This is a genomic window from Enterobacter cloacae complex sp. HYC042_NIDB (assembly GCF_056673315.1).
This window is the reverse complement of sequence record NZ_CP109650.1, coordinates 4,329,805-4,350,498: the sequence shown is the minus strand read 5'-3', so window position 1 is coordinate 4,350,498 and position 20,694 is coordinate 4,329,805. Positions and strand designations below refer to the sequence as shown.

General features: G+C 55.0%; 19 protein-coding genes and 2 tRNA genes. 16 read left to right on the top strand and 5 right to left on the bottom strand.

Going from position 1 to position 20,694, the window contains the following annotated elements:
* Nucleotides 1–173: 173 nt before the first annotated feature.
* Nucleotides 174–506 (top strand): preprotein translocase subunit SecG, encoded by a 333-nt coding sequence (secG, locus tag OKF39_RS20775; protein WP_479983324.1) that lies wholly within the window; start codon nucleotides 174–176, stop codon nucleotides 504–506.
* A 9-nt stretch (nucleotides 507–515) separates the two neighbouring features.
* Nucleotides 516–602 (top strand) — tRNA-Leu (locus OKF39_RS20770).
* Between the two features lie 148 nt (nucleotides 603–750).
* Here OKF39_RS20770 and argG read toward each other — a convergent pair.
* On the bottom strand, nucleotides 751–2,097 hold the full coding sequence (argG, locus tag OKF39_RS20765; protein ID WP_479983323.1) for an argininosuccinate synthase: 1,347 nt from the start codon (nucleotides 2,095–2,097) through the stop codon (nucleotides 751–753).
* A 287-nt stretch (nucleotides 2,098–2,384) separates the two neighbouring features.
* On the opposite strand from argG, the gene OKF39_RS20760 reads away from it, so the two are divergent.
* From OKF39_RS20760 to mtr, 12 genes are all read left to right on the top strand, one after another.
* A tRNA-Met gene (locus tag OKF39_RS20760) sits at nucleotides 2,385–2,461 on the top strand.
* Nucleotides 2,462–2,668: 207 nt separating this feature from the next.
* Entirely contained in the window at nucleotides 2,669–3,121 is a 453-nt protein-coding gene (gene rimP / locus OKF39_RS20755; RefSeq protein ID WP_014833432.1) for a ribosome maturation factor RimP, read from the top strand.
* A gap of 28 nt (nucleotides 3,122–3,149) precedes the next feature.
* On the top strand, nucleotides 3,150–4,652 hold the full coding sequence (gene nusA / locus OKF39_RS20750) for a transcription termination factor NusA (RefSeq protein ID WP_014885374.1): 1,503 nt from the start codon (nucleotides 3,150–3,152) through the stop codon (nucleotides 4,650–4,652).
* 24 nt (nucleotides 4,653–4,676) lie between these two features.
* Nucleotides 4,677–7,364, top strand: coding sequence for a translation initiation factor IF-2 (infB, locus tag OKF39_RS20745; protein ID WP_041907885.1), 2,688 nt, complete (start codon nucleotides 4,677–4,679; stop codon nucleotides 7,362–7,364).
* Nucleotides 7,365–7,465: 101 nt separating this feature from the next.
* Nucleotides 7,466–7,870 carry a 30S ribosome-binding factor RbfA gene (gene rbfA, locus OKF39_RS20740; RefSeq protein ID WP_041907887.1) on the top strand — a complete coding sequence of 135 codons (405 nt, stop codon included), beginning with the start codon at nucleotides 7,466–7,468 and terminating at the stop codon, nucleotides 7,868–7,870.
* Entirely contained in the window at nucleotides 7,870–8,820 is a 951-nt protein-coding gene (truB, locus tag OKF39_RS20735; protein ID WP_136484917.1) for a tRNA pseudouridine(55) synthase TruB, read from the top strand. The genes rbfA and truB overlap by 1 nt, the downstream gene beginning before the upstream one ends.
* A 154-nt stretch (nucleotides 8,821–8,974) precedes the next feature.
* Entirely contained in the window at nucleotides 8,975–9,244 is a 270-nt protein-coding gene (gene rpsO / locus OKF39_RS20730; protein ID WP_003861789.1) for a 30S ribosomal protein S15, read from the top strand.
* A 242-nt stretch (nucleotides 9,245–9,486) separates the two neighbouring features.
* Nucleotides 9,487–11,625: a polyribonucleotide nucleotidyltransferase gene (pnp, locus tag OKF39_RS20725; RefSeq protein WP_418721941.1), complete on the top strand. Its 2,139-nt coding sequence runs from the start codon at nucleotides 9,487–9,489 to the stop codon at nucleotides 11,623–11,625.
* 108 nt (nucleotides 11,626–11,733) lie between these two features.
* Nucleotides 11,734–12,618, top strand: coding sequence for a lipoprotein NlpI (nlpI, locus tag OKF39_RS20720; protein WP_028014546.1), 885 nt, complete (start codon nucleotides 11,734–11,736; stop codon nucleotides 12,616–12,618).
* A gap of 107 nt (nucleotides 12,619–12,725) precedes the next feature.
* Nucleotides 12,726–12,806, top strand: a complete 81-nt coding sequence (gene yrbN / locus OKF39_RS20715) for a protein YrbN (protein ID WP_100122156.1) — start codon at nucleotides 12,726–12,728, stop codon at nucleotides 12,804–12,806.
* The gene (locus tag OKF39_RS20710; RefSeq protein WP_041907893.1) at nucleotides 12,799–14,694 is read left to right on the top strand and encodes a DEAD/DEAH family ATP-dependent RNA helicase; all 1,896 of its coding nucleotides are present in this window, start codon (nucleotides 12,799–12,801) and stop codon (nucleotides 14,692–14,694) included. Before yrbN ends, OKF39_RS20710 begins: the two co-directional genes overlap by 8 nt.
* Before the next feature lie 142 nt (nucleotides 14,695–14,836).
* Nucleotides 14,837–16,081 carry a tryptophan permease gene (gene mtr, locus OKF39_RS20705; protein ID WP_063943767.1) on the top strand — a complete coding sequence of 415 codons (1,245 nt, stop codon included), beginning with the start codon at nucleotides 14,837–14,839 and terminating at the stop codon, nucleotides 16,079–16,081.
* A gap of 84 nt (nucleotides 16,082–16,165) precedes the next feature.
* Here mtr and OKF39_RS20700 read toward each other — a convergent pair whose 3' ends face one another.
* The 3 genes from OKF39_RS20700 to ubiU all read right to left on the bottom strand — a co-directional run bounded on the left by OKF39_RS20700 (nucleotide 16,166) and on the right by ubiU (nucleotide 19,133).
* A complete protein-coding gene (locus OKF39_RS20700) occupies nucleotides 16,166–17,173 on the bottom strand; it encodes a luciferase-like monooxygenase (RefSeq protein WP_047367057.1) in 1,008 nt (335 codons plus the stop codon).
* A gap of 78 nt (nucleotides 17,174–17,251) precedes the next feature.
* Entirely contained in the window at nucleotides 17,252–18,130 is an 879-nt protein-coding gene (locus tag OKF39_RS20695; RefSeq protein ID WP_028014542.1) for a U32 family peptidase, read from the bottom strand.
* Between the two features lie 7 nt (nucleotides 18,131–18,137).
* Nucleotides 18,138–19,133, bottom strand: coding sequence for a ubiquinone anaerobic biosynthesis protein UbiU (gene ubiU, locus OKF39_RS20690; protein ID WP_014885366.1), 996 nt, complete (start codon nucleotides 19,131–19,133; stop codon nucleotides 18,138–18,140).
* A 211-nt stretch (nucleotides 19,134–19,344) separates the two neighbouring features.
* On the opposite strand from ubiU, the gene ubiT reads away from it, so the two are divergent.
* A complete protein-coding gene (gene ubiT / locus OKF39_RS20685; RefSeq protein WP_028014541.1) occupies nucleotides 19,345–19,869 on the top strand; it encodes a ubiquinone anaerobic biosynthesis accessory factor UbiT in 525 nt (174 codons plus the stop codon).
* Nucleotides 19,863–20,366: a GNAT family N-acetyltransferase gene (locus OKF39_RS20680; RefSeq protein ID WP_041907900.1), complete on the top strand. Its 504-nt coding sequence runs from the start codon at nucleotides 19,863–19,865 to the stop codon at nucleotides 20,364–20,366. The genes ubiT and OKF39_RS20680 overlap by 7 nt, the downstream gene beginning before the upstream one ends.
* Here the strand turns inward: OKF39_RS20680 and OKF39_RS20675 are convergent.
* Nucleotides 20,353–20,682, bottom strand: coding sequence for a GIY-YIG nuclease family protein (locus tag OKF39_RS20675; RefSeq protein WP_045260079.1), 330 nt, complete (start codon nucleotides 20,680–20,682; stop codon nucleotides 20,353–20,355). The genes OKF39_RS20680 and OKF39_RS20675 overlap by 14 nt on opposite strands.
* Nucleotides 20,683–20,694 lie beyond the last annotated feature (12 nt).

Below are 20,694 nucleotides of genomic sequence, written 5' to 3'. Positions count from 1 at the left end.
GCAATTAATGGCTTTTTGCTGTTTTTTTCCGCAGTTGATACAATGCGTCGAAAATGCCCTTGCGAAGGTGATTCGCTTTGGTTAGTATTCACACCCGCTTCAGTGGGAAACAGAAATCCTGCTAATTGGTCGAAGCATTGGTATGCGGCAAATCCGCAAGGAACAGGTTGATTATGTACGAAGCTCTTTTAGTTGTTTTCCTTATTGTAGCCATCGCTCTCGTAGCGTTGATCATGCTGCAGCAAGGTAAAGGCGCTGATATGGGAGCCTCCTTCGGAGCAGGCGCTTCCGGTACGCTGTTCGGTTCAAGTGGTTCTGCGAACTTCATGACCCGCACGACGGCGATTCTGGCTACGCTGTTCTTCATCATCAGTCTGGTGCTTGGCAATATCAACAGCAACAAGACCAGCAAAGGAAGCGAGTGGGAAAATCTGAGCGCGCCAGCAAAAACTGAGCAGACTCAGCCAGCTGCACCGGCTGAGCCAACCAGCGATATCCCGCAGTAAGTATTCCGTACCGAGGTGGTGGAATTGGTAGACACGCTACCTTGAGGTGGTAGTGCCCTAACGGGCTTGTGGGTTCGAGTCCCATCCTCGGTACCAATATTCCAGAAGAAAGACGTCGAAAGGCGTCTTTTTTTTCGTCTGTAGCTTTTGCCTTTCGTAGGCCCGGTGGCGCTGCGCTTACCCGCCCTACAAAAGCCAAACAAAAAGGCGCCCATTGGGCGCCTTTTGCATGTGACATCAGCGATTACTTCTTATCGCTATTCTCCAGGTTTTCAACCTGCGGCAGGCCGTTAGCGGAATTCGCGGAGAGCAGACCATTCTCAACGTAGTTGAACAGCTTCTCACGGGTATCGGTGATGTCCAGGTTACGCATGGTCAACTGACCAATACGGTCGTCCGGAGAAAACACAGACTCACCTTTTTCCATGGTCAGACGCTCGGCTTTATAGGTCAGGTTATCCGACACGGTGTTAAGAATGGAGTAGTCGTTACCACGACGCAGTTCCAGCGTCACTTCACCGGTGATCGCGCTCGCTACCCAACGCTGCAGCGCGTCACGCAGCATCAGCGCCTGCGGATCGAACCAGCGACCCTGATACAGCAGTTTGCCCAGTTGACGACCATGAGAGTGATACTGCTCGATGGTGTCTTCGTTGTGAATACCGGTCAGCAGACGCTCGTAAGCGATGTGCAGCAGCGCCATCCCCGGAGCTTCATAGATACCGCGGCTTTTCGCTTCGATGATACGGTTTTCAATCTGATCGCTCATGCCCAGACCGTGACGACCGCCGATGCGGTTTGCTTCCAGCATCAGTTCAACGTCGTCAGAGAAGGTCTTACCGTTCAGGGCAACCGGATGACCACGTTCGAAACGCACGGTCACTTCTTCTGCCGGGATCTTCACGCTTTCGTCCCAGAACTTCACGCCCATGATCGGGTTAACAATTTTTACGCTGGAGTTCAGGAACTCCAGGTCCTTCGCTTCGTGCGTCGCGCCCAGCATGTTGGAGTCGGTAGAGTAGGCTTTCTCAACGGACATTTTGTAGTCAAAGCCGCAGGCAATCATAAACTCAGACATCTCATGACGACCACCCAGCTCGTCGATGAAGTCGGTGTCCAGCCACGGCTTGTAGATCTGCAGCTCCGCGTTGGTCAGCAGGCCATAACGATAGAAACGTTCGATATCGTTGCCTTTATAGGTGCTGCCGTCACCCCAGATGTTTACGCCATCTTCTTTCATGGCGGCAACCAGCATGGTGCCGGTGACGGCACGACCCAGCGGGGTGGTGTTGAAATAGGTCAGGCCGCCCGTAGTGTTATGGAACGCACCGCACTGAATAGCGGCGATACCTTCAGCAACCAGTTGCTTACGGCAGTCAATCAGTCGCGCGTTTTCTGCGCCATACTCTTTAGCGCGACGAGGAATAGCATCGTAATCGTCCTCATCCGGCTGACCCAGGTTCGCAGTATATGCATACGGAACCGCTCCCTTCTGGCGCATCCACAGCAGTGCAGCGCTGGTATCCAGGCCGCCTGAGAAAGCGATGCCAATACGTTGTCCTACCGGAAGATGCTTGAGAATCGTCGTCATAGAATAAAACCCTGCTTGATTGACTGATTAGAGACCGCTTTCGTTCTCTTGTGCATTTTTATGCAAAATAAGTGAGTATTCATTTAATCATCTTTTATCGAATACCGGAAGAGACTCATGCGTTTTTTGTAAAAAATTTGGTCTGTTCTCTCTGGCGGAAGCTGGGTTGACAGGTAGGGTCAACTATCAATATACTAAACGCCGATTTTACGTCCCGTCTTCGGTACCAAATCCCAGCATTATTTGCAAATTCTGTCCAAAACGCGTAGAATTTGCCACGTTTCAGGCGCGGGGTGGAGCAGCCTGGTAGCTCGTCGGGCTCATAACCCGAAGGTCGTCGGTTCAAATCCGGCCCCCGCAACCACTTTCCCATAAAGTTCTTTTTCAAATATACTGTGAAGACTTAGAGCCTTCGTAGCTGGATTTGAAAAAATTCTTTCGGAGAGTGCTCCAGGCCACAGTTGTGGCTATAGGGTTCAGTTATCTAAAGCCCCGATTTATCGGGGTTTTTTGTTATCTGACTACAGAATAACTGGGCTTTACGCCCTTTTTTTATGTCTTGGGGGTGGGCTTGTCCACATTAGAGCAAAAATTAACAGAGATGATTACTGCACCGGTCGAAGCACTGGGCTACGAACTGGTCGGCATCGAATTCGTTCGCGGCCGTACATCGACGCTGCGCATCTATATTGATAGTGAAGATGGCATCAATGTTGATGATTGTGCTGATGTCAGCCACCAGGTGAGTGCGGTTCTTGATGTTGAAGACCCGATTACCGTTGCGTACAACCTGGAAGTTTCCTCACCTGGCCTGGATCGCCCGATGTTCACGGCCGAGCACTATGTGCGCTTTACCGGTGAAGAAGTGGCTCTCGTTCTGCGTATGGCCGTACAGAACCGCCGTAAATGGCAGGGAATTATCAAAGCCGTTGATGGTGAAATGATCACGGTAACAGTCGAAGGCAAAGATGAAGTGTTCGCGCTGAGTAATATCCAGAAGGCGAACCTGGTTCCCCACTTTTAACAGTCTGGATTGAGGTGAAAAGCCCGCGATGAACAAAGAAATTTTGGCTGTTGTTGAAGCCGTCTCCAACGAGAAATCACTGCCGCGTGAGAAAATTTTCGAAGCGCTGGAAAGTGCACTGGCTACAGCAACCAAGAAAAAATACGAACAAGAGATCGATGTTCGCGTAGAAATCGATCGTAAAAGCGGTGACTTCGATACATTCCGTCGTTGGGTAATCGTTGAAGAAGTGACCCAGCCGACCAAAGAGATCACCCTGGAAGCGGCACGTTTTGAAGACGAAAGTCTGAACGTGGGTGACTACGTTGAAGATCAGATTGAATCTGTGACCTTCGACCGTATCACCACCCAGACCGCTAAGCAGGTTATCGTGCAGAAAGTGCGCGAAGCCGAGCGCGCGCTGGTTGTCGATCAGTTCCGCGATCAGGAAGGCGAAATCATCACTGGCGTGGTGAAGAAAGTGAACCGTGACAACATCTCTCTGGAAATTAAATCCGAAGGGATGCCGGGCAACGCTGAAGCCGTGATCCTGCGTGAAGACATGCTGCCGCGTGAAAACTTCCGCCCGGGCGACCGTATTCGTGGTGTTCTGTACGCCGTGCGCCCTGAAGCGCGTGGTGCACAGCTGTTCGTGACCCGTTCTAAACCAGAAATGCTGGTTGAACTGTTCCGCATCGAAGTGCCGGAAATCGGCGAAGAAGTTATTGAGATCAAAGCAGCAGCTCGCGATCCAGGCTCTCGTGCGAAAATTGCGGTGAAAACCAACGACAAGCGTATCGACCCGGTCGGTGCTTGCGTCGGTATGCGCGGTGCGCGCGTTCAGGCGGTTTCTACCGAACTGGGCGGCGAGCGTATTGATATCGTTCTGTGGGACGACAACCCGGCGCAGTTCGTGATCAACGCAATGGCTCCGGCTGATGTCGCGTCTATCGTTGTTGACGAAGACAAACACACCATGGATATCGCTGTTGAAGCGGGCAACCTGGCGCAGGCGATTGGCCGTAACGGTCAGAACGTACGCCTGGCGTCACAGCTGAGCGGCTGGGAACTCAACGTCATGACCGTTGATGACCTGCAGGCTAAGCATCAGGCTGAAGCCCATGCGGCGATCGATACCTTCACCAAATACCTCGACATTGACGAAGACTTCGCCACTGTTCTGGTAGAAGAAGGTTTCTCTACGCTGGAAGAACTGGCCTATGTGCCAATGAAAGAGCTGCTGGAAATTGACGGTCTGGATGAGCCAACCGTTGAAGCCCTGCGTGAACGCGCTAAAAACGCACTGACCACCCTGGCACTGGCTCAGGAAGAAAGCCTTGGCGATAAGAAGCCGGCTGATGACCTGCTGAATCTGGAAGGTCTTGATCGTGCGATTGCGTTCAAGCTGGCTGCCCGTGGTGTTTGTACGCTGGAAGATCTCGCTGAGCAAGGCGTTGATGACCTGGCCGATATCGAAGGTTTAACCGACGAGAAAGCCGGCGAACTCATCATGGCCGCACGTAATATTTGCTGGTTCGGCGACGAAGCGTAATAAACTGTAGCAGGAAGGAACAGCATGACTGATGTAACTGTAAAATCGCTGGCTGCTGAGATTCAGACCTCCGTGGACCGCCTGGTACAGCAATTTGCTGATGCAGGGATCCCGAAGTCCGCTGATGACTCGGTGACCGCGCAAGAAAAACAAACCTTGTTAACGCACCTGAACCGCGAACACGGTTCTACGCCTGACAAGTTAACGCTGCAGCGCAAAACGCGCAGCACGTTAAACATTCCTGGTACCGGTGGCAAAAGCAAATCGGTACAAATTGAAGTCCGCAAGACGCGCACCTTTGTAAAACGTGATCCGCAAGAGGCAGAACGCCTTGCCGCGGAAGAGCAGGCACAGCGTGAAGCGGAAGAACAAGCTCAGCGTGAGGCGGAAGCAGCCGCCAAACGTGAAGCAGAATTAAAAGCTGAACGTGAGGCCGCAGAAAAAGCGAAACGCGACGCCAGTGATAAAGTGAAGCGTGACGCTGCGGAAAAAGACAAAGTGAGCAATCAACAGACAGACGAAATGACCAAAACCGCCCAGGCTGAAAAAGCCCGCCGTGAAAATGAAGCTGCCGAGCTGAAGCGTAAAGCGGAAGAAGAAGCCCGCCGTAAGCTGGAAGAAGAAGCTCGCCGCGTCGCTGAAGAAGCGCGCCGTATGGCAGAAGAAAACGAGAAGAATGGCGTGAATACCGCTGAACCGACTGAAGACACCAGCGACTATCACGTGACCACTTCTCAGCATGCGCGTCAGGCTGAAGATGATAACGACCGTGAAGTAGAAGGCGGCCGTGGCCGTGGTCGTAATGCAAAAGCCGCGCGTCCGGCTAAGAAAGGTAACAAACACGCTGAATCTAAAGCTGACCGCGAAGAAGCTCGTGCAGCGGTTCGCGGTGGTAAAGGCGGTAAGCGTAAAGGTTCTTCTCTGCAGCAGGGCTTCCAGAAGCCAGCTCAGGCGGTTAACCGTGACGTCGTGATTGGCGAAACCATCACCGTTGGCGATCTGGCAAACAAGATGGCGGTTAAAGGCTCTCAGGTCATCAAAGCGATGATGAAGCTGGGCGCAATGGCGACCATCAACCAGGTTATCGACCAGGAAACCGCACAGCTGGTTGCCGAAGAGATGGGCCACAAAGTTATCCTGCGTCGTGAAAACGAGCTGGAAGAAGCAGTAATGAGCGACCGTGACACTGGCGCAGCGGCTGAACCGCGTGCACCGGTTGTGACCATCATGGGTCACGTTGACCACGGTAAAACCTCTCTGCTCGACTACATTCGTTCTACGAAAGTTGCCTCCGGCGAAGCGGGTGGTATTACCCAGCACATCGGTGCTTACCACGTAGAAACCGAAAACGGCATGATCACCTTCCTGGATACCCCAGGCCACGCAGCGTTCACCTCAATGCGTGCTCGTGGTGCTCAGGCTACGGATATCGTTGTACTGGTTGTTGCAGCAGACGATGGCGTTATGCCACAGACCATTGAAGCTATCCAGCACGCGAAAGCGGCGCAGGTGCCTCTGGTTGTTGCGGTCAACAAAATCGATAAGCCAGAAGCCGATCTGGACCGCGTGAAGAACGAACTGTCTCAGTACGGCGTTATGCCGGAAGAGTGGGGCGGCGAAGCGCAGTTCATCCCTGTATCTGCAAAAGCGGGTACTGGTATCGACGACCTGCTGAACGCTATCCTGCTTCAGGCCGAAGTTCTGGAGCTGAAAGCCGTTCGTAAAGGTATGGCGAGCGGTGCGGTAATCGAATCCTTCCTGGATAAAGGTCGTGGTCCGGTTGCAACGGTTCTGGTTCGCGAAGGTACGCTGAACAAGGGCGACATCGTTCTGTGTGGCTTCGAATACGGTCGCGTTCGTGCGATGCGTAACGAACTGGGTCAGGAAGTGCTGGAAGCAGGTCCGTCCATTCCAGTGGAAATCCTGGGTCTGTCCGGTGTTCCGGCTGCCGGTGATGAAGTGACCGTTGTGCGTGACGAGAAGAAAGCGCGTGAAGTGGCACTGTATCGTCAGGGCAAGTTCCGTGAAGTTAAGCTGGCGCGTCAGCAGAAATCTAAACTTGAGAACATGTTTGCGAACATGGCTGAAGGCGAAGTTCACGAAGTGAACGTCGTTCTGAAAGCAGACGTTCAGGGTTCTGTGGAAGCGATCTCCGACTCCTTGCTGAAACTGTCTACCGACGAAGTGAAAGTGAAGATCATCGGTTCTGGCGTAGGTGGTATCACCGAAACCGACGCAACCCTGGCTGCGGCGTCCAACGCTATCCTGGTTGGCTTCAACGTGCGTGCTGATGCATCTGCTCGCCGCGTGATCGAAGCGGAAAGCCTGGATCTGCGCTACTACTCCGTCATCTATAACCTGATCGACGAAGTGAAAGCCGCGATGAGCGGTATGCTGTCTCCTGAGCTGAAACAGCAGATCATCGGTCTGGCTGAAGTGCGTGACGTGTTCAAATCACCGAAATTCGGTGCGATCGCGGGCTGTATGGTTACCGAAGGTACCATCAAGCGTCACAACCCAATCCGCGTACTGCGTGACAACGTGGTTATCTACGAAGGCGAGCTGGAATCCCTGCGCCGCTTCAAAGATGACGTTAACGAAGTCCGTAACGGCATGGAATGTGGTATCGGCGTTAAGAACTACAACGACGTTCGCGTTGGCGATATGATCGAAGTGTTCGAAATCATCGAGATCCAACGCAGCATCGACTAATCCTTAGGGATAAGTCCATATGTAGGCCGGGATCGCCTCGTGCCACCCGGCAATAATTTTAAAAGGGGCTTTTAGCCCCTTTTTTGTCTGGAGAATTTATTATGGCGAAAGAATTTGGTCGCCCACAGCGCGTGGCGCAGGAGATGCAGAAAGAGATTGCGCTTATCCTGCAACGCGAAATCAAAGACCCGCGTATCGGTATGATGACCACCGTCTCTGGCGTGGAAATGTCTCGTGACCTGGCCTATGCCAAAGTGTTCGTGACCTTCCTGAACGATCAGGACGAAGCGGCGGTGAAGAACGGCATTAAAGCACTGCAGGAAGCCTCTGGTTTCATCCGCTCTCTGCTCGGCAAAGCGATGCGCCTGCGTATTGTTCCCGAGCTGACCTTCTTCTACGACAACTCGCTGGTCGAAGGTATGCGCATGTCCAACCTGGTGACCAGCGTGGTGAAACATGACGACGAACGTCGTGTTAACCCGACGGACGACAGCAAGGAGGACTGATGAGTCGTCCTCGTCGTCGCGGTCGCGACGTGCATGGCGTGCTGCTGCTGGATAAACCGCAGGGTGCATCCAGTAACGACGTGCTGCAAAAAGTGAAGCGTATTTATAACGCTAACCGTGCGGGCCACACCGGCGCGCTGGATCCGCTGGCGACCGGCATGCTGCCGATTTGCCTGGGTGAAGCAACAAAGTTTTCCCAGTACCTGCTCGATTCCGATAAACGCTACCGCGTTATCGCTAAACTGGGCCAGCGTACGGATACTTCCGACGCGGATGGTCAGGTGGTGGAAGAGCGCCCGGTGATCTTCAGCGCCGAACAGCTTGATGCGGCCCTGGAGAGCTTCCGCGGAGACACGATGCAGGTGCCGTCGATGTATTCGGCGCTGAAATATCAGGGCAAGAAGCTCTACGAATATGCGCGCCAGGGGATTGACGTCCCGCGCGAAGCGCGTCCGATAACCGTGTATGAGCTGCTGTTCATTCGCCACGAAGGTGACGAGTTGGAGCTGGAAGTCCACTGTTCGAAAGGGACCTATATTCGCACCATCATCGACGACCTGGGTGAAAAGCTGGGCTGCGGCGCGCATGTGATTTATCTGCGTCGTCTGGCGGTCAGTAAATATCCGGTAGAACGCATGGTGACGCTTGAGCAGCTGCGCGCGCTGGCTGAGCAGGCACAAGCGCAGGGAGTGGAACCAGCAGATTTGCTGGATCCACTGCTGATGCCAATGGACAGTCCGGCAGCGGACTTCCCGATCGTTAATCTTCCTTTAACATCGTCCGTTTACTTTAAGAACGGAAACCCGGTTCGTACGACGGATGCGCCGCTGGATGGACTGGTACGCGTGACGGAAGGTGACGAAGGGAAATTCATCGGTATGGGCGAAATGGACGGTGAAGGGCGCGTTGCGCCGCGTCGTCTGGTCGTCGAATATCCGGTCGACGCGTGACGGTGATTACGCCTCACCTTGCGATAAGCGGGGGAGACGAGTAGAATATCGCCGCTTAACGCCCGGTAAATTGTTTAACAATCTGCGGGGCGTACATGGGGTCGCTGAATTAGAGATCGGCACCCTTACATTTTTTATACTTTGGAGTTTGAAAATGTCTCTAAGCGTTGAAGCTAAAGCTAAAATCGTTTCTGAGTTTGGTCGTGGTACTAACGACAGCGGTTCTACCGAAGTTCAGGTTGCACTGCTGACTGCACAGATTAACCACCTGCAGGGTCACTTTGCAGAGCACAAAAAAGATCACCACAGCCGTCGTGGTCTGCTGCGCATGGTTTCTCAGCGTCGTAAACTGCTCGACTACCTGAAGCGTAAAGATGTTGCACGCTACACCGCGCTGATCGAGCGTCTGGGTCTGCGTCGCTAAGTCTTGCGAGTTTCAGAAAAGGGGGCCTGATGGCCCCTTTTTTCAACCAGACGGCAGCAATTCAATGGAAACTATTGTATTGTTGCTATAAATGATCTTCATTGCAGAGGTTCGCGCGGCTAATGAGAGGCTTCACCCATGGGGGTGTCGGTTGTCATTAGTCGCGAGGATGCGAAGAAGGTCGGGTTAAATCGACAGCACGCCGGCGGTGTGCTGTCATACATTTAAGAAAGGATAGAATTTTGCTGAATCCGATCGTTCGTAAATTCCAGTATGGTCAACATACCGTCACGCTGGAAACCGGCATGATGGCACGCCAGGCGACTGCTGCCGTTATGGTAAGCATGGATGACACCGCGGTATTCGTGACCGTTGTGGGCCAGAAAAAAGCTAAACCAGGTCAGGACTTCTTCCCGCTGACCGTTAACTACCAGGAGCGTACCTACGCTGCCGGCAAAATCCCGGGTGGCTTCTTCCGTCGTGAAGGCCGTCCAAGCGAAGGCGAAACCCTGATCGCGCGTCTGATTGACCGCCCGGTTCGTCCGCTGTTCCCGGAAGGCTTCGTTAACGAAGTGCAGGTTATTGCGACCGTTGTTTCCGTTAACCCACAGGTTAACCCGGACATCGTTGCGATGATCGGTGCCTCCGCTGCCCTGTCACTGTCTGGTATTCCATTCAATGGCCCAATCGGTGCCGCGCGCGTCGGTTACATCAACGACCAGTACGTGCTGAACCCAACTCAGGAAGAGCTGAAAGAAAGTAAGCTGGACCTGGTTGTTGCCGGTACTGAAGCGGCTGTGCTGATGGTTGAATCCGAAGCTGAACTGCTGAGCGAAGACCAGATGCTGGGCGCTGTGGTGTTCGGTCACGAGCAGCAGCAGATTGTTATCCAGAACATCAACGACCTGGTGAAAGAAGCCGGTAAGCCACGTTGGGACTGGCAGCCAGAAGCAGCAAACGACGCGCTGAACGCACGCGTTGCGGCACTGGCAGAATCTCGTCTGAGCGACGCTTACCGCATCATCGACAAACAGGAGCGTTACGCTCAGGTTGACGCGATTAAATCTGAAGTAACCGCGACCCTGGTTGCCGAAGACGAAACGCTGGACGCTAACGAAATTGGCGAAATTCTGCACGCTATCGAGAAAAACGTTGTTCGTAGCCGCGTACTGGCAGGCGAGCCGCGTATCGATGGCCGTGAAAAAGACATGATTCGTGGTCTGGACGTACGCACTGGCGTACTGCCGCGTACTCACGGTTCTGCGCTGTTCACCCGTGGTGAAACGCAGGCGCTGGTTACCGCAACCCTGGGTACCGCACGTGACGCGCAGATCATCGATGAACTGATGGGCGAGCGTACTGACAACTTCCTGTTCCACTACAACTTCCCTCCGTACTCTGTGGGCGAAACCGGTATGGTTGGCTCACCGAAGCGTCGTGAAATTGGTCACGGTCGTCTGGCGAAGCGCGGCGTGCTGGCAGTGATGCCGGAAGCTGATAAATTCCCGTACACCGTTCGCGTGGTTTCTGAAATCACCGAATCCAACGGTTCTTCTTCCATGGCTTCCGTGTGTGGTGCTTCTCTGGCGCTGATGGATGCAGGCGTGCCGATCAAAGCCGCCGTTGCGGGTATCGCAATGGGTCTGGTGAAAGAAGGCGACAACTTCGTTGTTCTGTCTGACATTCTGGGTGACGAAGACCACCTGGGTGATATGGACTTCAAAGTAGCGGGTTCCCGCGACGGTATCTCTGCCCTGCAGATGGATATCAAAATTGAAGGTATCACCAAAGAGATCATGCAGGTTGCTCTGAACCAGGCTAAAGGTGCGCGTCTGCACATCCTGGGCGTGATGGAACAGGCTATCAACGCGCCACGCGGTGATATCTCTGAATTCGCTCCGCGTATTCACACCATCAAGATCAATCCAGACAAGATCAAAGATGTTATCGGTAAGGGCGGTTCTGTTATCCGCGCGCTGACCGAAGAGACCGGCACCACCATCGAAATCGAAGATGATGGTACTGTGAAGATCGCAGCAACCGACGGCGAGAAAGCGAAATTCGCGATCCGTCGCATCGAAGAAATCACTGCTGAAATCGAAGTGGGCCGCGTCTACGCGGGTAAAGTGACCCGTATCGTTGACTTTGGTGCGTTCGTTGCCATCGGTGGCGGTAAAGAAGGTCTGGTTCACATCTCTCAGATCGCTGACAAGCGCGTTGAGAAAGTGACCGATTACCTGCAGATGGGTCAGGAAGTGCCGGTTAAGGTTCTGGAAGTTGACCGTCAGGGCCGTATCCGTCTGAGCATTAAAGAAGCAACCGAGCAGTCTCAACCTGCTGCGGCACCGGAAGCTCCGGCTGCTGAACAGCAAGGCGAGTAAGTTGCCATTTGCCCTCCGCTTTGCGGAGGGCCTGTTATCAGGCAGGACGCCTTGTTAAGCCGCCGGGGGACAGGACGTTCATCCAATAGTTGTCTTCGGGAGTGGGAAATGAAGCCTTTTTTGCGCTGGTGTTTCGTTGCGACAGCTTTAACGCTGGCAGGATGCAGCAACTCTGCCTGGCGTAAGAGCGAAGTCCTCGCAGTGCCATTGCAACCGACTTTGCAGCAGGAAGTGATTCTGGCACGCATGGAACAAATACTTGCCAGTCGGGCTTTAACCGATGACGAACGCGCACAGCTTTTATATGAGCGCGGAGTGTTGTATGATAGTCTCGGTCTGAGGGCATTAGCGCGAAATGATTTTTCACAAGCGCTGGCTATCCGACCTGATATGCCTGAAGTATTCAATTACTTAGGCATTTATTTAACGCAGGCAGGCAATTTTGATGCTGCCTATGAAGCGTTTGATTCTGTACTTGAGCTTGATCCAACTTACAACTACGCGCACTTGAATCGCGGTATCGCATTGTATTACGGCGGTCGTGATAAGTTAGCGCAAGATGATCTGCTGGCGTTTTATCAAGACGATCCTAATGATCCTTTCCGTAGCCTGTGGCTTTACATCGTTGAGCGGAAGCTCGATGAGAAGCAGGCAAAAGAAGCACTACAACAGCGCTTCGAGAAATCGGATAAGGAACAGTGGGGATGGAACATTGTCGAGTTCTACCTGGGCAACATTAGCGAAGCAACGCTGATGGAACGCCTCAAGGCGGACGCAACGGATAACACCTCGCTCGCTGAGCATCTCAGTGAAACCAACTTCTATTTAGGTAAGTACTACCTAAGTCTGGGGGATATGGACAGCGCTACGGCACTGTTCAAATTAGCGGTTGCTAACAACGTACATAACTTCGTTGAGCACCGTTATGCATTGTTGGAATTATCGCTCTTGGGCCAGGAGCAAGACGACCTGGCAGAATCGGACCAGCAATAGCTGACGACATAAACATCAGCCCGTAATCTTTTGATTGCCATCACCTTCACTGGTGAGGGCGTTGTTGTTCGTCAATACACCTACTTTGAGCCGGTTCACACTTTTCAATGAAAATTGCTAATCATTTTCACGATGAGCTAAGTAGACTGGCCGCCATTGACATTGAGGCACTCGTACTACATGGCTGAATTCGAAACCACTTTTGCAGATCTGGGCCTGAAGGCTCCTATCCTTGAAGCCCTTAACGATCTGGGTTACGAAAAACCATCTCCGATCCAGGCAGAATGTATCCCGCATCTGCTTTCTGGTCGTGACGTGCTGGGCATGGCCCAGACTGGTAGCGGTAAAACTGCAGCGTTCTCGCTGCCGCTGCTGAACAACATCGATCCGGACCTGCGTGCACCGCAGATCCTCGTCCTGGCTCCAACTCGTGAACTGGCTGTTCAGGTTGCTGAAGCAATGACGGAATTCTCTAAACATATGCGCGGCGTAAACGTGGTAGCCCTGTACGGCGGCCAGCGTTATGACGTGCAGTTACGCGCCCTGCGCCAGGGCCCACAGATTGTCGTCGGTACGCCGGGCCGTCTGCTGGATCACCTGAAGCGCGGTACTCTGGACCTCTCTAAACTGAGCGGCCTGGTACTGGATGAAGCAGATGAAATGCTGCGTATGGGCTTCATCGAAGACGTAGAAACCATCATGGCGCAGATCCCGGAAGGTCACCAGACCGCTCTGTTCTCTGCAACCATGCCAGAAGCGATCCGTCGCATTACCCGCCGCTTCATGAAAGAGCCGCAGGAAGTGCGTATTCAGTCCAGCGTGACCACTCGCCCGGACATCAGCCAGAGCTACTGGTCCGTGTACGGCATGCGCAAAAACGAAGCGCTGGTCCGTTTCCTGGAAGCGGAAGATTTTGATGCGGCGATTATCTTCGTGCGTACCAAAAATGCGACCCTGGAAGTGGCTGAAGCGCTGGAGCGTAACGGCTACAACAGCGCCGCGCTGAACGGCGACATGAACCAGGCCCTGCGTGAGCAGACGCTGGAACGTCTGAAAGACGGTCGTCTGGATATCCTGATTGCAACCGACGTGGCAGCACGTGGTCTGGACGTTGAGCGTATCAGCCTGGTTGTCAACTACGACATCCCGATGGACTCCGAGTCTTACGTTCACCGTATCGGTCGTACCGGTCGTGCGGGTCGTGCTGGCCGTGCGCTGCTGTTCGTTGAGAACCGCGAGCGTCGTCTGCTGCGCAACATTGAACGCACCATGAAGCTCACCATTCCAGAAGCCGACCTGCCAAACGCAGATCTGCTGGGCAAACGCCGTCTGGAAAAATTCGCCGCGAAAGTACAGCAGCAACTGGAAAGCAGCGATCTGGATCAGTACCGCGCACTGCTGTCGCAGATCCAGCCTGTCGCTGAAGGCGAAGAGCTGGACATGGAAACTCTGGCTGCAGCACTGCTGAAAATGGCTCAGGGCGAACGTAGCCTGATCGTGCCACCAGATGCACCGATGCGTCCTAAGCGTGAGTTCCGTGACCGTGACGATCGTTTCGAACGTCGTGGCGACCGTAACGACCGTGGTCCACGCGGCGACCGTCCAGAGCGTGGTGGTGAAGACCGTCCACGTCGTGAACGTCGTGACGCAGGCGATATGGAACTGTATCGCATTGAAGTGGGCCGTGATGATGGTGTTGAAGTTCGTCACATCGTTGGCGCGATTGCTAACGAAGGCGACATCAGCAGCCGTTACATTGGTAACATCAAGCTGTTCGCATCCCACTCTACCATCGAACTGCCAAAAGGCATGCCGGGCGAAGTACTGCAGCACTTTACTCGCACCCGCATCCTGAACAAGCCGATGAACATGCAGCTGCTGGGCGATGCACAGCCACGTCCTGACCGCGGTGGTGAACGTCGTGGCGGTGGTCGCGGTTTCGGCGGCGAGCGTCGTGAAGGCGGTCGCAGTGAAGGTCGCGGTGGTGAAGGTCGTCGTTTCTCCGGCGAGCGCCGCGAAAGCCGTGGCCCACGTCGTGAAGAAGGCACCAGCCGTCGTCGTTTCGGTGACGCGTAAGCCTTTCGCTTCTGACGTAAAGTAAAATATACAGCCCCGATACACGCTATCGGGGCTTTTTTTATTCCCTTTGTACTCCTGTACTGGTACAGTGCATCACACTAAAATGCAGAACCGCATGATTAACTGGAGAAAAGGCTGTATGGCGACACTAACCACCACCCAAACGTCACCTTCGCTGCTTGGCGGCGTGGTGATCATCGGCGGAACCATTATAGGTGCCGGGATGTTTTCCCTGCCCGTGGTCATGTCCGGTGCGTGGTTCTTCTGGTCGCTGGCCGCGCTGGTGTTCACCTGGTTCTGCATGCTGCATTCCGGCCTGATGATCCTTGAAGCGAACCTGAACTACCGCATTGGCTCCAGCTTCGACACCATCACCAAAGATCTGCTGGGCAAAGGCTGGAACCTGGTGAACGGCCTTTCCATCGCATTTGTGCTCTACATCCTGACCTACGCGTACATCTCAGCAAGCGGCTCGATTCTGCATCACACCTTTTCGGAGATGTCGCTGAACGTTCCGGCGCGTCTGGCGGGACTCTGCTTTGCGCTGGGCGTGGCGTTCATCGTCTGGATGAGCACCAAAGCGGTGAGCCGCATGACGGCGATTGTGCTGGGCGCGAAGGTCATCACCTTCTTCCTGACCTTCGGCAGCCTGCTGGGGCACGTTACGCCCGCCACGCTGTTTAACGTTGCGGAAGTTAATACCTCCTACACGCCGTATCTGCTAATGACTCTGCCGTTCTGTCTGGCGTCGTTCGGCTACCACGGCAACGTGCCGAGCCTGATGAAGTACTACGGCAAGGATCCGCGCACCATCGTGAAGTGCCTGGTCTACGGCACGCTGCTGGCGCTGGCGCTGTACGTCATCTGGCTGCTGGGGACAATGGGCAACATCCCGCGCCCGGAGTTTATCGGCATTGCGCAAAAGGGCGGTAACATTGACGTGCTGGTGCAGGCGCTGAGCGGCGTACTGAACAGCCGCAGTCTGGATCTGCTGCTGGTGGTCTTCTCCAACTTTGCGGTGGCGAGTTCATTCCTCGGTGTGACGCTGGGCCTGTTTGACTACCTGGCGGATCTGTTTGGCTTTGACGATTCTGCGATGGGGCGTTTCAAGACGGCGCTGCTGACCTTCCTGCCGCCGATTGTCGGCGGTCTGCTGTGGCCGAACGGTTTCCTGTACGCCATCGGCTATGCAGGGCTGGCGGCCACCATCTGGGCGGCGATTGTGCCGGCGCTGCTGGCACGTAAATCACGTAAACGCTTCGGCAGCCCGAAATTCCGTGTCTGGGGCGGTAAACCGATGATTGCGCTGATCCTGGTATTTGGGGTGGGTAACGCGCTGGTTCACGTGCTGTCGAGCTTTAACCTGTTGCCTGTGTACCAGTAAACACATTGCCCGGTGGCGCTACGCTCACCGGGCCTACAGGGACCGCGTAGGCCGGATAAGGCGAAGCCGCCATCCGGCAAAAAACTACCCCACCAATTCTTCTTTCACCTGCATCGCCAGATCAAACGAATGTAAACGCGCCTGGTGATCGAAAATCTGGCCGTTGACCATAATTTCATCCGCCTGTGTTTCACGCAGCACTGCTTCCAGCCCGTGACGCACTTTTGCCTTATCACCCACCAGCGACATGCTCAACGCCTGCTGCACGCCATACTGCTCGGAGGCCGACCACAGCTGATGCATATTTTCCACCGGAGGCGGCAACTGGCCCGTCTCGCCGCGGCGCAGCTTCACAAACGCCTGCTGCATAGAGGTAAACAGGAATTCCGCGTCGCGATTGCTGTCAGCGGCAATGATGTTGATACACACCATTGCGTACGGCTTCTCCAGACGCTCGGACGGTTTGAAGTTCGTACGGTAGAGGTGCAGCGCCTGATGCAGCATATCCGGCGCGAAGTGGGAGGCGAACGCGAACGGCAGCCCCAGCTGCGCGGCGAGCTGCGCGCTATACAGGCTCGAGCCTAACAGCCACACCGGGATCTTCTCGCCATAGCCCGGCACCGGGCGCACGTGCGGGTTCGGATCGCGCGCGTCGAACCAGTCCACCAGTTCCGCCACGTCGCGCGGGAAGTTATCGATATCGCCGCTCATATGGCGGCGCAGGGCGCGCATGGTCGGCTGGTCGCTGCCCGGCGCGCGGCCAAGCCCCAGGTCAATACGGCCCGGATAGAGGGTATTCAGCGTCCCGAACTGCTCGGCTATCACCAGCGGGGCGTGGTTCGGCAGCATCACGCCACCGGAGCCAAGGTGCAAAGTGGTGGTATTCGCTGCCAGGTAGCCAATCAGCACCGATGTAGCGGCGCTGGCAATGCCGACCATATTGTGATGTTCTGCCAGCCAGTAGCGGTGATAGCCACGCTTTTCGGCCAGCTGAGCCAGATCGAGAGAGTGCGTGAAGGCTTCTCTTGCCGAGGAGCCTTGTGGGATCGGCGCCAGATCCAGCACCGAAAACGGAATGGTTTTGTCAGTCATAACAGCTCACTTTGTCGACGGTCAATCTTTAATACTGCATTAAAAAATGATAACCGTTGTTAACAAAGTGAGCCTTTTTTAGGCCTGAAGTTCCAGCCCGGCCAGACGTTTCCAGTAACCGTTGCAGTCGCTGTTTGCCGTCAGCGGCAGCGGCGACGCGCCGTTTTCGTTGGCGCGGAAGGCGTCCAGCATCGCGAAAACGCTGGTATCCAGCGGCGACAGGCGCACCATGTCCACCAGTCCGTCCATCGACGCCAGCTCGTTGCCGAGGTTATAGACGTAACCGCTCATGGTTTGAATGCCGTTCAGGACAAACACCTGCTGGTTCTCCTGCGACAGCATGCTGCGCCCGTTCGGGTACTTGATGCAGCAGGTTTCACATTCATCTTTCGGGCGGTCTTCCGATCGCGCGGTGAAGCAGCGGGCAGAGTAGGCCAGCGGCAGATGACCGTAGCTCAGCACTTCCACTTCGAACTGATGGCGAATGCCCAGCTCGTCGCACTGATTCAGCAGGTTTGCCAGCCAGTCACGGGAGAGCTCCACCGGCATGCACCAGCGGGTCATTCCCTGTTTGAGCAGCAGGCGCAGGGTGACGGCGTTATAGCAGTTCAGCGCATGGCCTGCGACAAACGGCAGCCTGCGTTCGGCGCACATGTTCACTACCCCCAGGTCGCTCGCCTCCAGCAGAAACTCACCGTTTTCGACGTAGCGCTTCAGCTCGCCCAGTTCGGACGAAGCCTGCACCAGCGCGAGCGTTGACAGCACCACCTGCTTGCCGCTCCCGGCCAGGCTTTTCGCCATCTCCAGCCAGTCGCCCACTTTGGTGGCGCGGCGTTTGCTGCATACTGCTTCACCGAGGTAAATTACATCGGCGCTGCTGGTGGCAGCCTGTTGGTAAAAATCTTCCAGCGTCTCTTTTGGCCAGTAGTAGAGCACCGGCCCTAATGAATATTTCATGGTTATCTCACTGCCATTTACGGTGATACGCGCCCAGCGTGGTTTGCGTGCCTTCGGACATCGATCCGAGCGTCTCCATCCACGCCGCCTGTGGGGCGTAGTTCTGCGGGTCCGCCATGCAGCGGTCGATGGCCTGACGCCACACTTTCGCCACCTGGCTCACATAGGCCGGACTGCGCTGGCGACCTTCAATTTTCACCGAGGCAATATTGGCGGCCAGCAGCTCCGGCAGCAGCTCCAGCGTGTTAAGGCTGGTGGGCTCTTCCAGCGCGTGGTAGCGCTCGCCGTCGACCAGGTAGCGGCCTTTGCACAGCGTCGGATAACCCGCGTTTTCACCGTCCTGATAGCGGTCGATCAGAACTTCATTCAGACGCGACTCCAGCCCCTGCGGGGTCTGCTGCCAGCGGACGAAGCGGGCAGGGGAGCAGGCCCCGACGGTATTCGGCGATTCACCGGTTAAGTAAGAAGAAAGATAGCAACGGCCTTCGGCCATGATGCACAGACTACCAAAGGCAAAAACCTCCAGCGGCACTGGCGTGACGCGCGCGAGTTGCTTAACCTGATGAATAGAGAGCACGCGCGGCAGCACCACGCGGGCGACGTCAAAGTGTTGATGGTAAAAACGCACCGCCTCTTCGTTGGTGGCAGATGCCTGAACAGAGACGTGGCGCTCAATATGCGGATAGCGTTCTGCCGCATACTCAAGCATGGCGAGGTCGGCCAGGATTAACGCATCGGCGCCCAGCTGTGCTGCCATGTCCACCGCGCGCTGCCAGCGGGCGTAACCGTCAGGATGGGCAAACGTGTTGATGGCAATATGCAGCTTGCGGCGGTGCTGATGAACGAAGTTAACGGCTTCCTGAAGCTTTTTCTCCGTAAAGTTAAGGCCAGCAAAATGGCGGGCGTTGGTGTCATCTTTCAGCCCGATATAGACCGCATCGGCCCCATTCTCGATGGCCGCCTTAAGCGCCGGAAGGTTTCCGGCAGGGCAGAGCAGCTCCATAAATTATCCTGATGTAGTCGATAGCAAAATTGTTAACGAGCTGGGATTTTAATTAAGCCATACGCGACAATTTTTGATTTAAGGCAGCTAATGGCGTATTGATGGCACCAATAATGGGGTACGTCCGACGATGGTTTGTTGATTTACGCCGCTATGTTCTGGAACGGATGTGGCAAAATAGCGGGACTATAGCTATCAGGGAGTAAAGCTCGTGCTGGATAAACTGCGTTCACGTCTCGTACAATTCGGTCCATCAATGCTGAGCGTGCCGGTCAGGCTGGCGCCGTTCGCGCTTAAACGCCAGGTGCTGGAGCAGGTTCTGAGCTGGCAGTTCCGTCAGGCGCTGCAGGATGGCGAGCTGGAGTTTCTGGAAGGGCGCTGGTTAAGCATTGAGGTGCGTGACATCGGGCTGCGCTGGTTTACCTCCGTAGAGAACGACCAGCTGATCGTTCGTGAGTCCGCCGAGGCGGACGTGAGCTTTAGCGCCAACGCCAGTGACCTGCTGATGATTGCCGCGCGTAAGCAGGACCCGGACACACTCTTCTTCCAGCGCCGTCTGGTGATTGAGGGCGACACGGAGCTTGGCCTGTACGTTAAGAATTTAATGGATGCCATTGAGCTGGAGCAGATGCCGAAAGCGCTGCGCGTGATGTTGATGCAAATGGCAGATTTTGTTGAGGCGGGGCTGAAATCCCCGCCGGACAGTAAACACACTTCAGTAGGTGAGCCATGCTGATTCGAGTCGAAATAGGGATTGATGCACCGGGTATCGATGCGTTATTACGCCGCTCTTTTGAGAGCGATGCGGAAGCCCAACTGGTCCACGATCTCCGTGAAGACGGCCTGATCACGCTGGGGCTGGTTGCCACCGATGACGAAGGTCAGGTTGTCGGCTATGTTGCCTTCAGCCCGGTGATCGTTCAGGGTGAAGATCTTCAGTGGGTGGGCATGGCACCGCTGGCGGTAGATGAAAACTACCGCGGGCAGGGCCTGGCGCGCCAGCTGGTCTATGAAGGGCTGGACTCGCTGAATGAGTTTGGTTATGCCGCCGTGGTCACGCTGGGCGATCCGGCGTTCTATGGCCGTTTAGGCTTCGAGCAGGCCGCGCATTACGATCTTCGCTGCCGCTGGCCGGGTACCGAATCCGCCTTCCAGGTGCATCGCCTGGCGGATGATGCCCTGAACGGCGTAAATGGTCTGGTGGACTACCACGACCATTTTAATCGCTTTTAATTAGGCTCTCGCGTAGCGCCTCAAAGGAGCCGTCTCCGGTCACGAGGCGCTCCTTCTGGCGCTTCGTTAGTTGCTTAATACGGTACTCCAGCCTGAGTGCCAGCGATCTGTCCCCCACGGCGGCAGAAAAAGCCAGCTGCAGTTCGCCTTTCCCCCGCAGCGCTTTTGCCCCTTTCCCCGTTTGATGTTGTAAAAAACGCCGCGCCACATCGGTGGTGATCCCGGTGTAGAGTGCGTTATCAGCGGTTCGGACAAGATAGAGAAACCAGCACACGGTAAACAGATTCAGTATGTTAAGGTGAACGCACCATAGCATGAGAGAGAACGA

Excerpts from the sequence above, each read along its gene's own strand:
- rpsO (WP_003861789.1), top strand. The coding sequence starts at position 8,975 with ATGTCTCTAAGCGTTGAAGCTAAAGCTAAAATCGTTTCTGAGTTTGGT.
- truB (WP_136484917.1), top strand. The coding sequence starts at position 7,870 with ATGAGTCGTCCTCGTCGTCGCGGTCGCGACGTGCATGGCGTGCTGCTG.
- rbfA (WP_041907887.1), top strand. The coding sequence starts at position 7,466 with ATGGCGAAAGAATTTGGTCGCCCACAGCGCGTGGCGCAGGAGATGCAG.
- nusA (WP_014885374.1), top strand. The coding sequence starts at position 3,150 with ATGAACAAAGAAATTTTGGCTGTTGTTGAAGCCGTCTCCAACGAGAAA.
- secG (WP_479983324.1), top strand. The coding sequence starts at position 174 with ATGTACGAAGCTCTTTTAGTTGTTTTCCTTATTGTAGCCATCGCTCTC.
- nlpI (WP_028014546.1), top strand. The coding sequence starts at position 11,734 with ATGAAGCCTTTTTTGCGCTGGTGTTTCGTTGCGACAGCTTTAACGCTG.
- yrbN (WP_100122156.1), top strand. The coding sequence starts at position 12,726 with ATGAAAATTGCTAATCATTTTCACGATGAGCTAAGTAGACTGGCCGCC.
- OKF39_RS20680 (WP_041907900.1), top strand. The coding sequence starts at position 19,863 with ATGCTGATTCGAGTCGAAATAGGGATTGATGCACCGGGTATCGATGCG.
- OKF39_RS20675 (WP_045260079.1), bottom strand. The coding sequence starts at position 20,682 with ATGCTATGGTGCGTTCACCTTAACATACTGAATCTGTTTACCGTGTGC.
- mtr (WP_063943767.1), top strand. The coding sequence starts at position 14,837 with ATGGCGACACTAACCACCACCCAAACGTCACCTTCGCTGCTTGGCGGC.
- argG (WP_479983323.1), bottom strand. The coding sequence starts at position 2,097 with ATGACGACGATTCTCAAGCATCTTCCGGTAGGACAACGTATTGGCATC.
- OKF39_RS20695 (WP_028014542.1), bottom strand. The coding sequence starts at position 18,130 with ATGAAATATTCATTAGGGCCGGTGCTCTACTACTGGCCAAAAGAGACG.
- ubiU (WP_014885366.1), bottom strand. The coding sequence starts at position 19,133 with ATGGAGCTGCTCTGCCCTGCCGGAAACCTTCCGGCGCTTAAGGCGGCC.
- OKF39_RS20710 (WP_041907893.1), top strand. The coding sequence starts at position 12,799 with ATGGCTGAATTCGAAACCACTTTTGCAGATCTGGGCCTGAAGGCTCCT.
- OKF39_RS20700 (WP_047367057.1), bottom strand. The coding sequence starts at position 17,173 with ATGACTGACAAAACCATTCCGTTTTCGGTGCTGGATCTGGCGCCGATC.
- infB (WP_041907885.1), top strand. The coding sequence starts at position 4,677 with ATGACTGATGTAACTGTAAAATCGCTGGCTGCTGAGATTCAGACCTCC.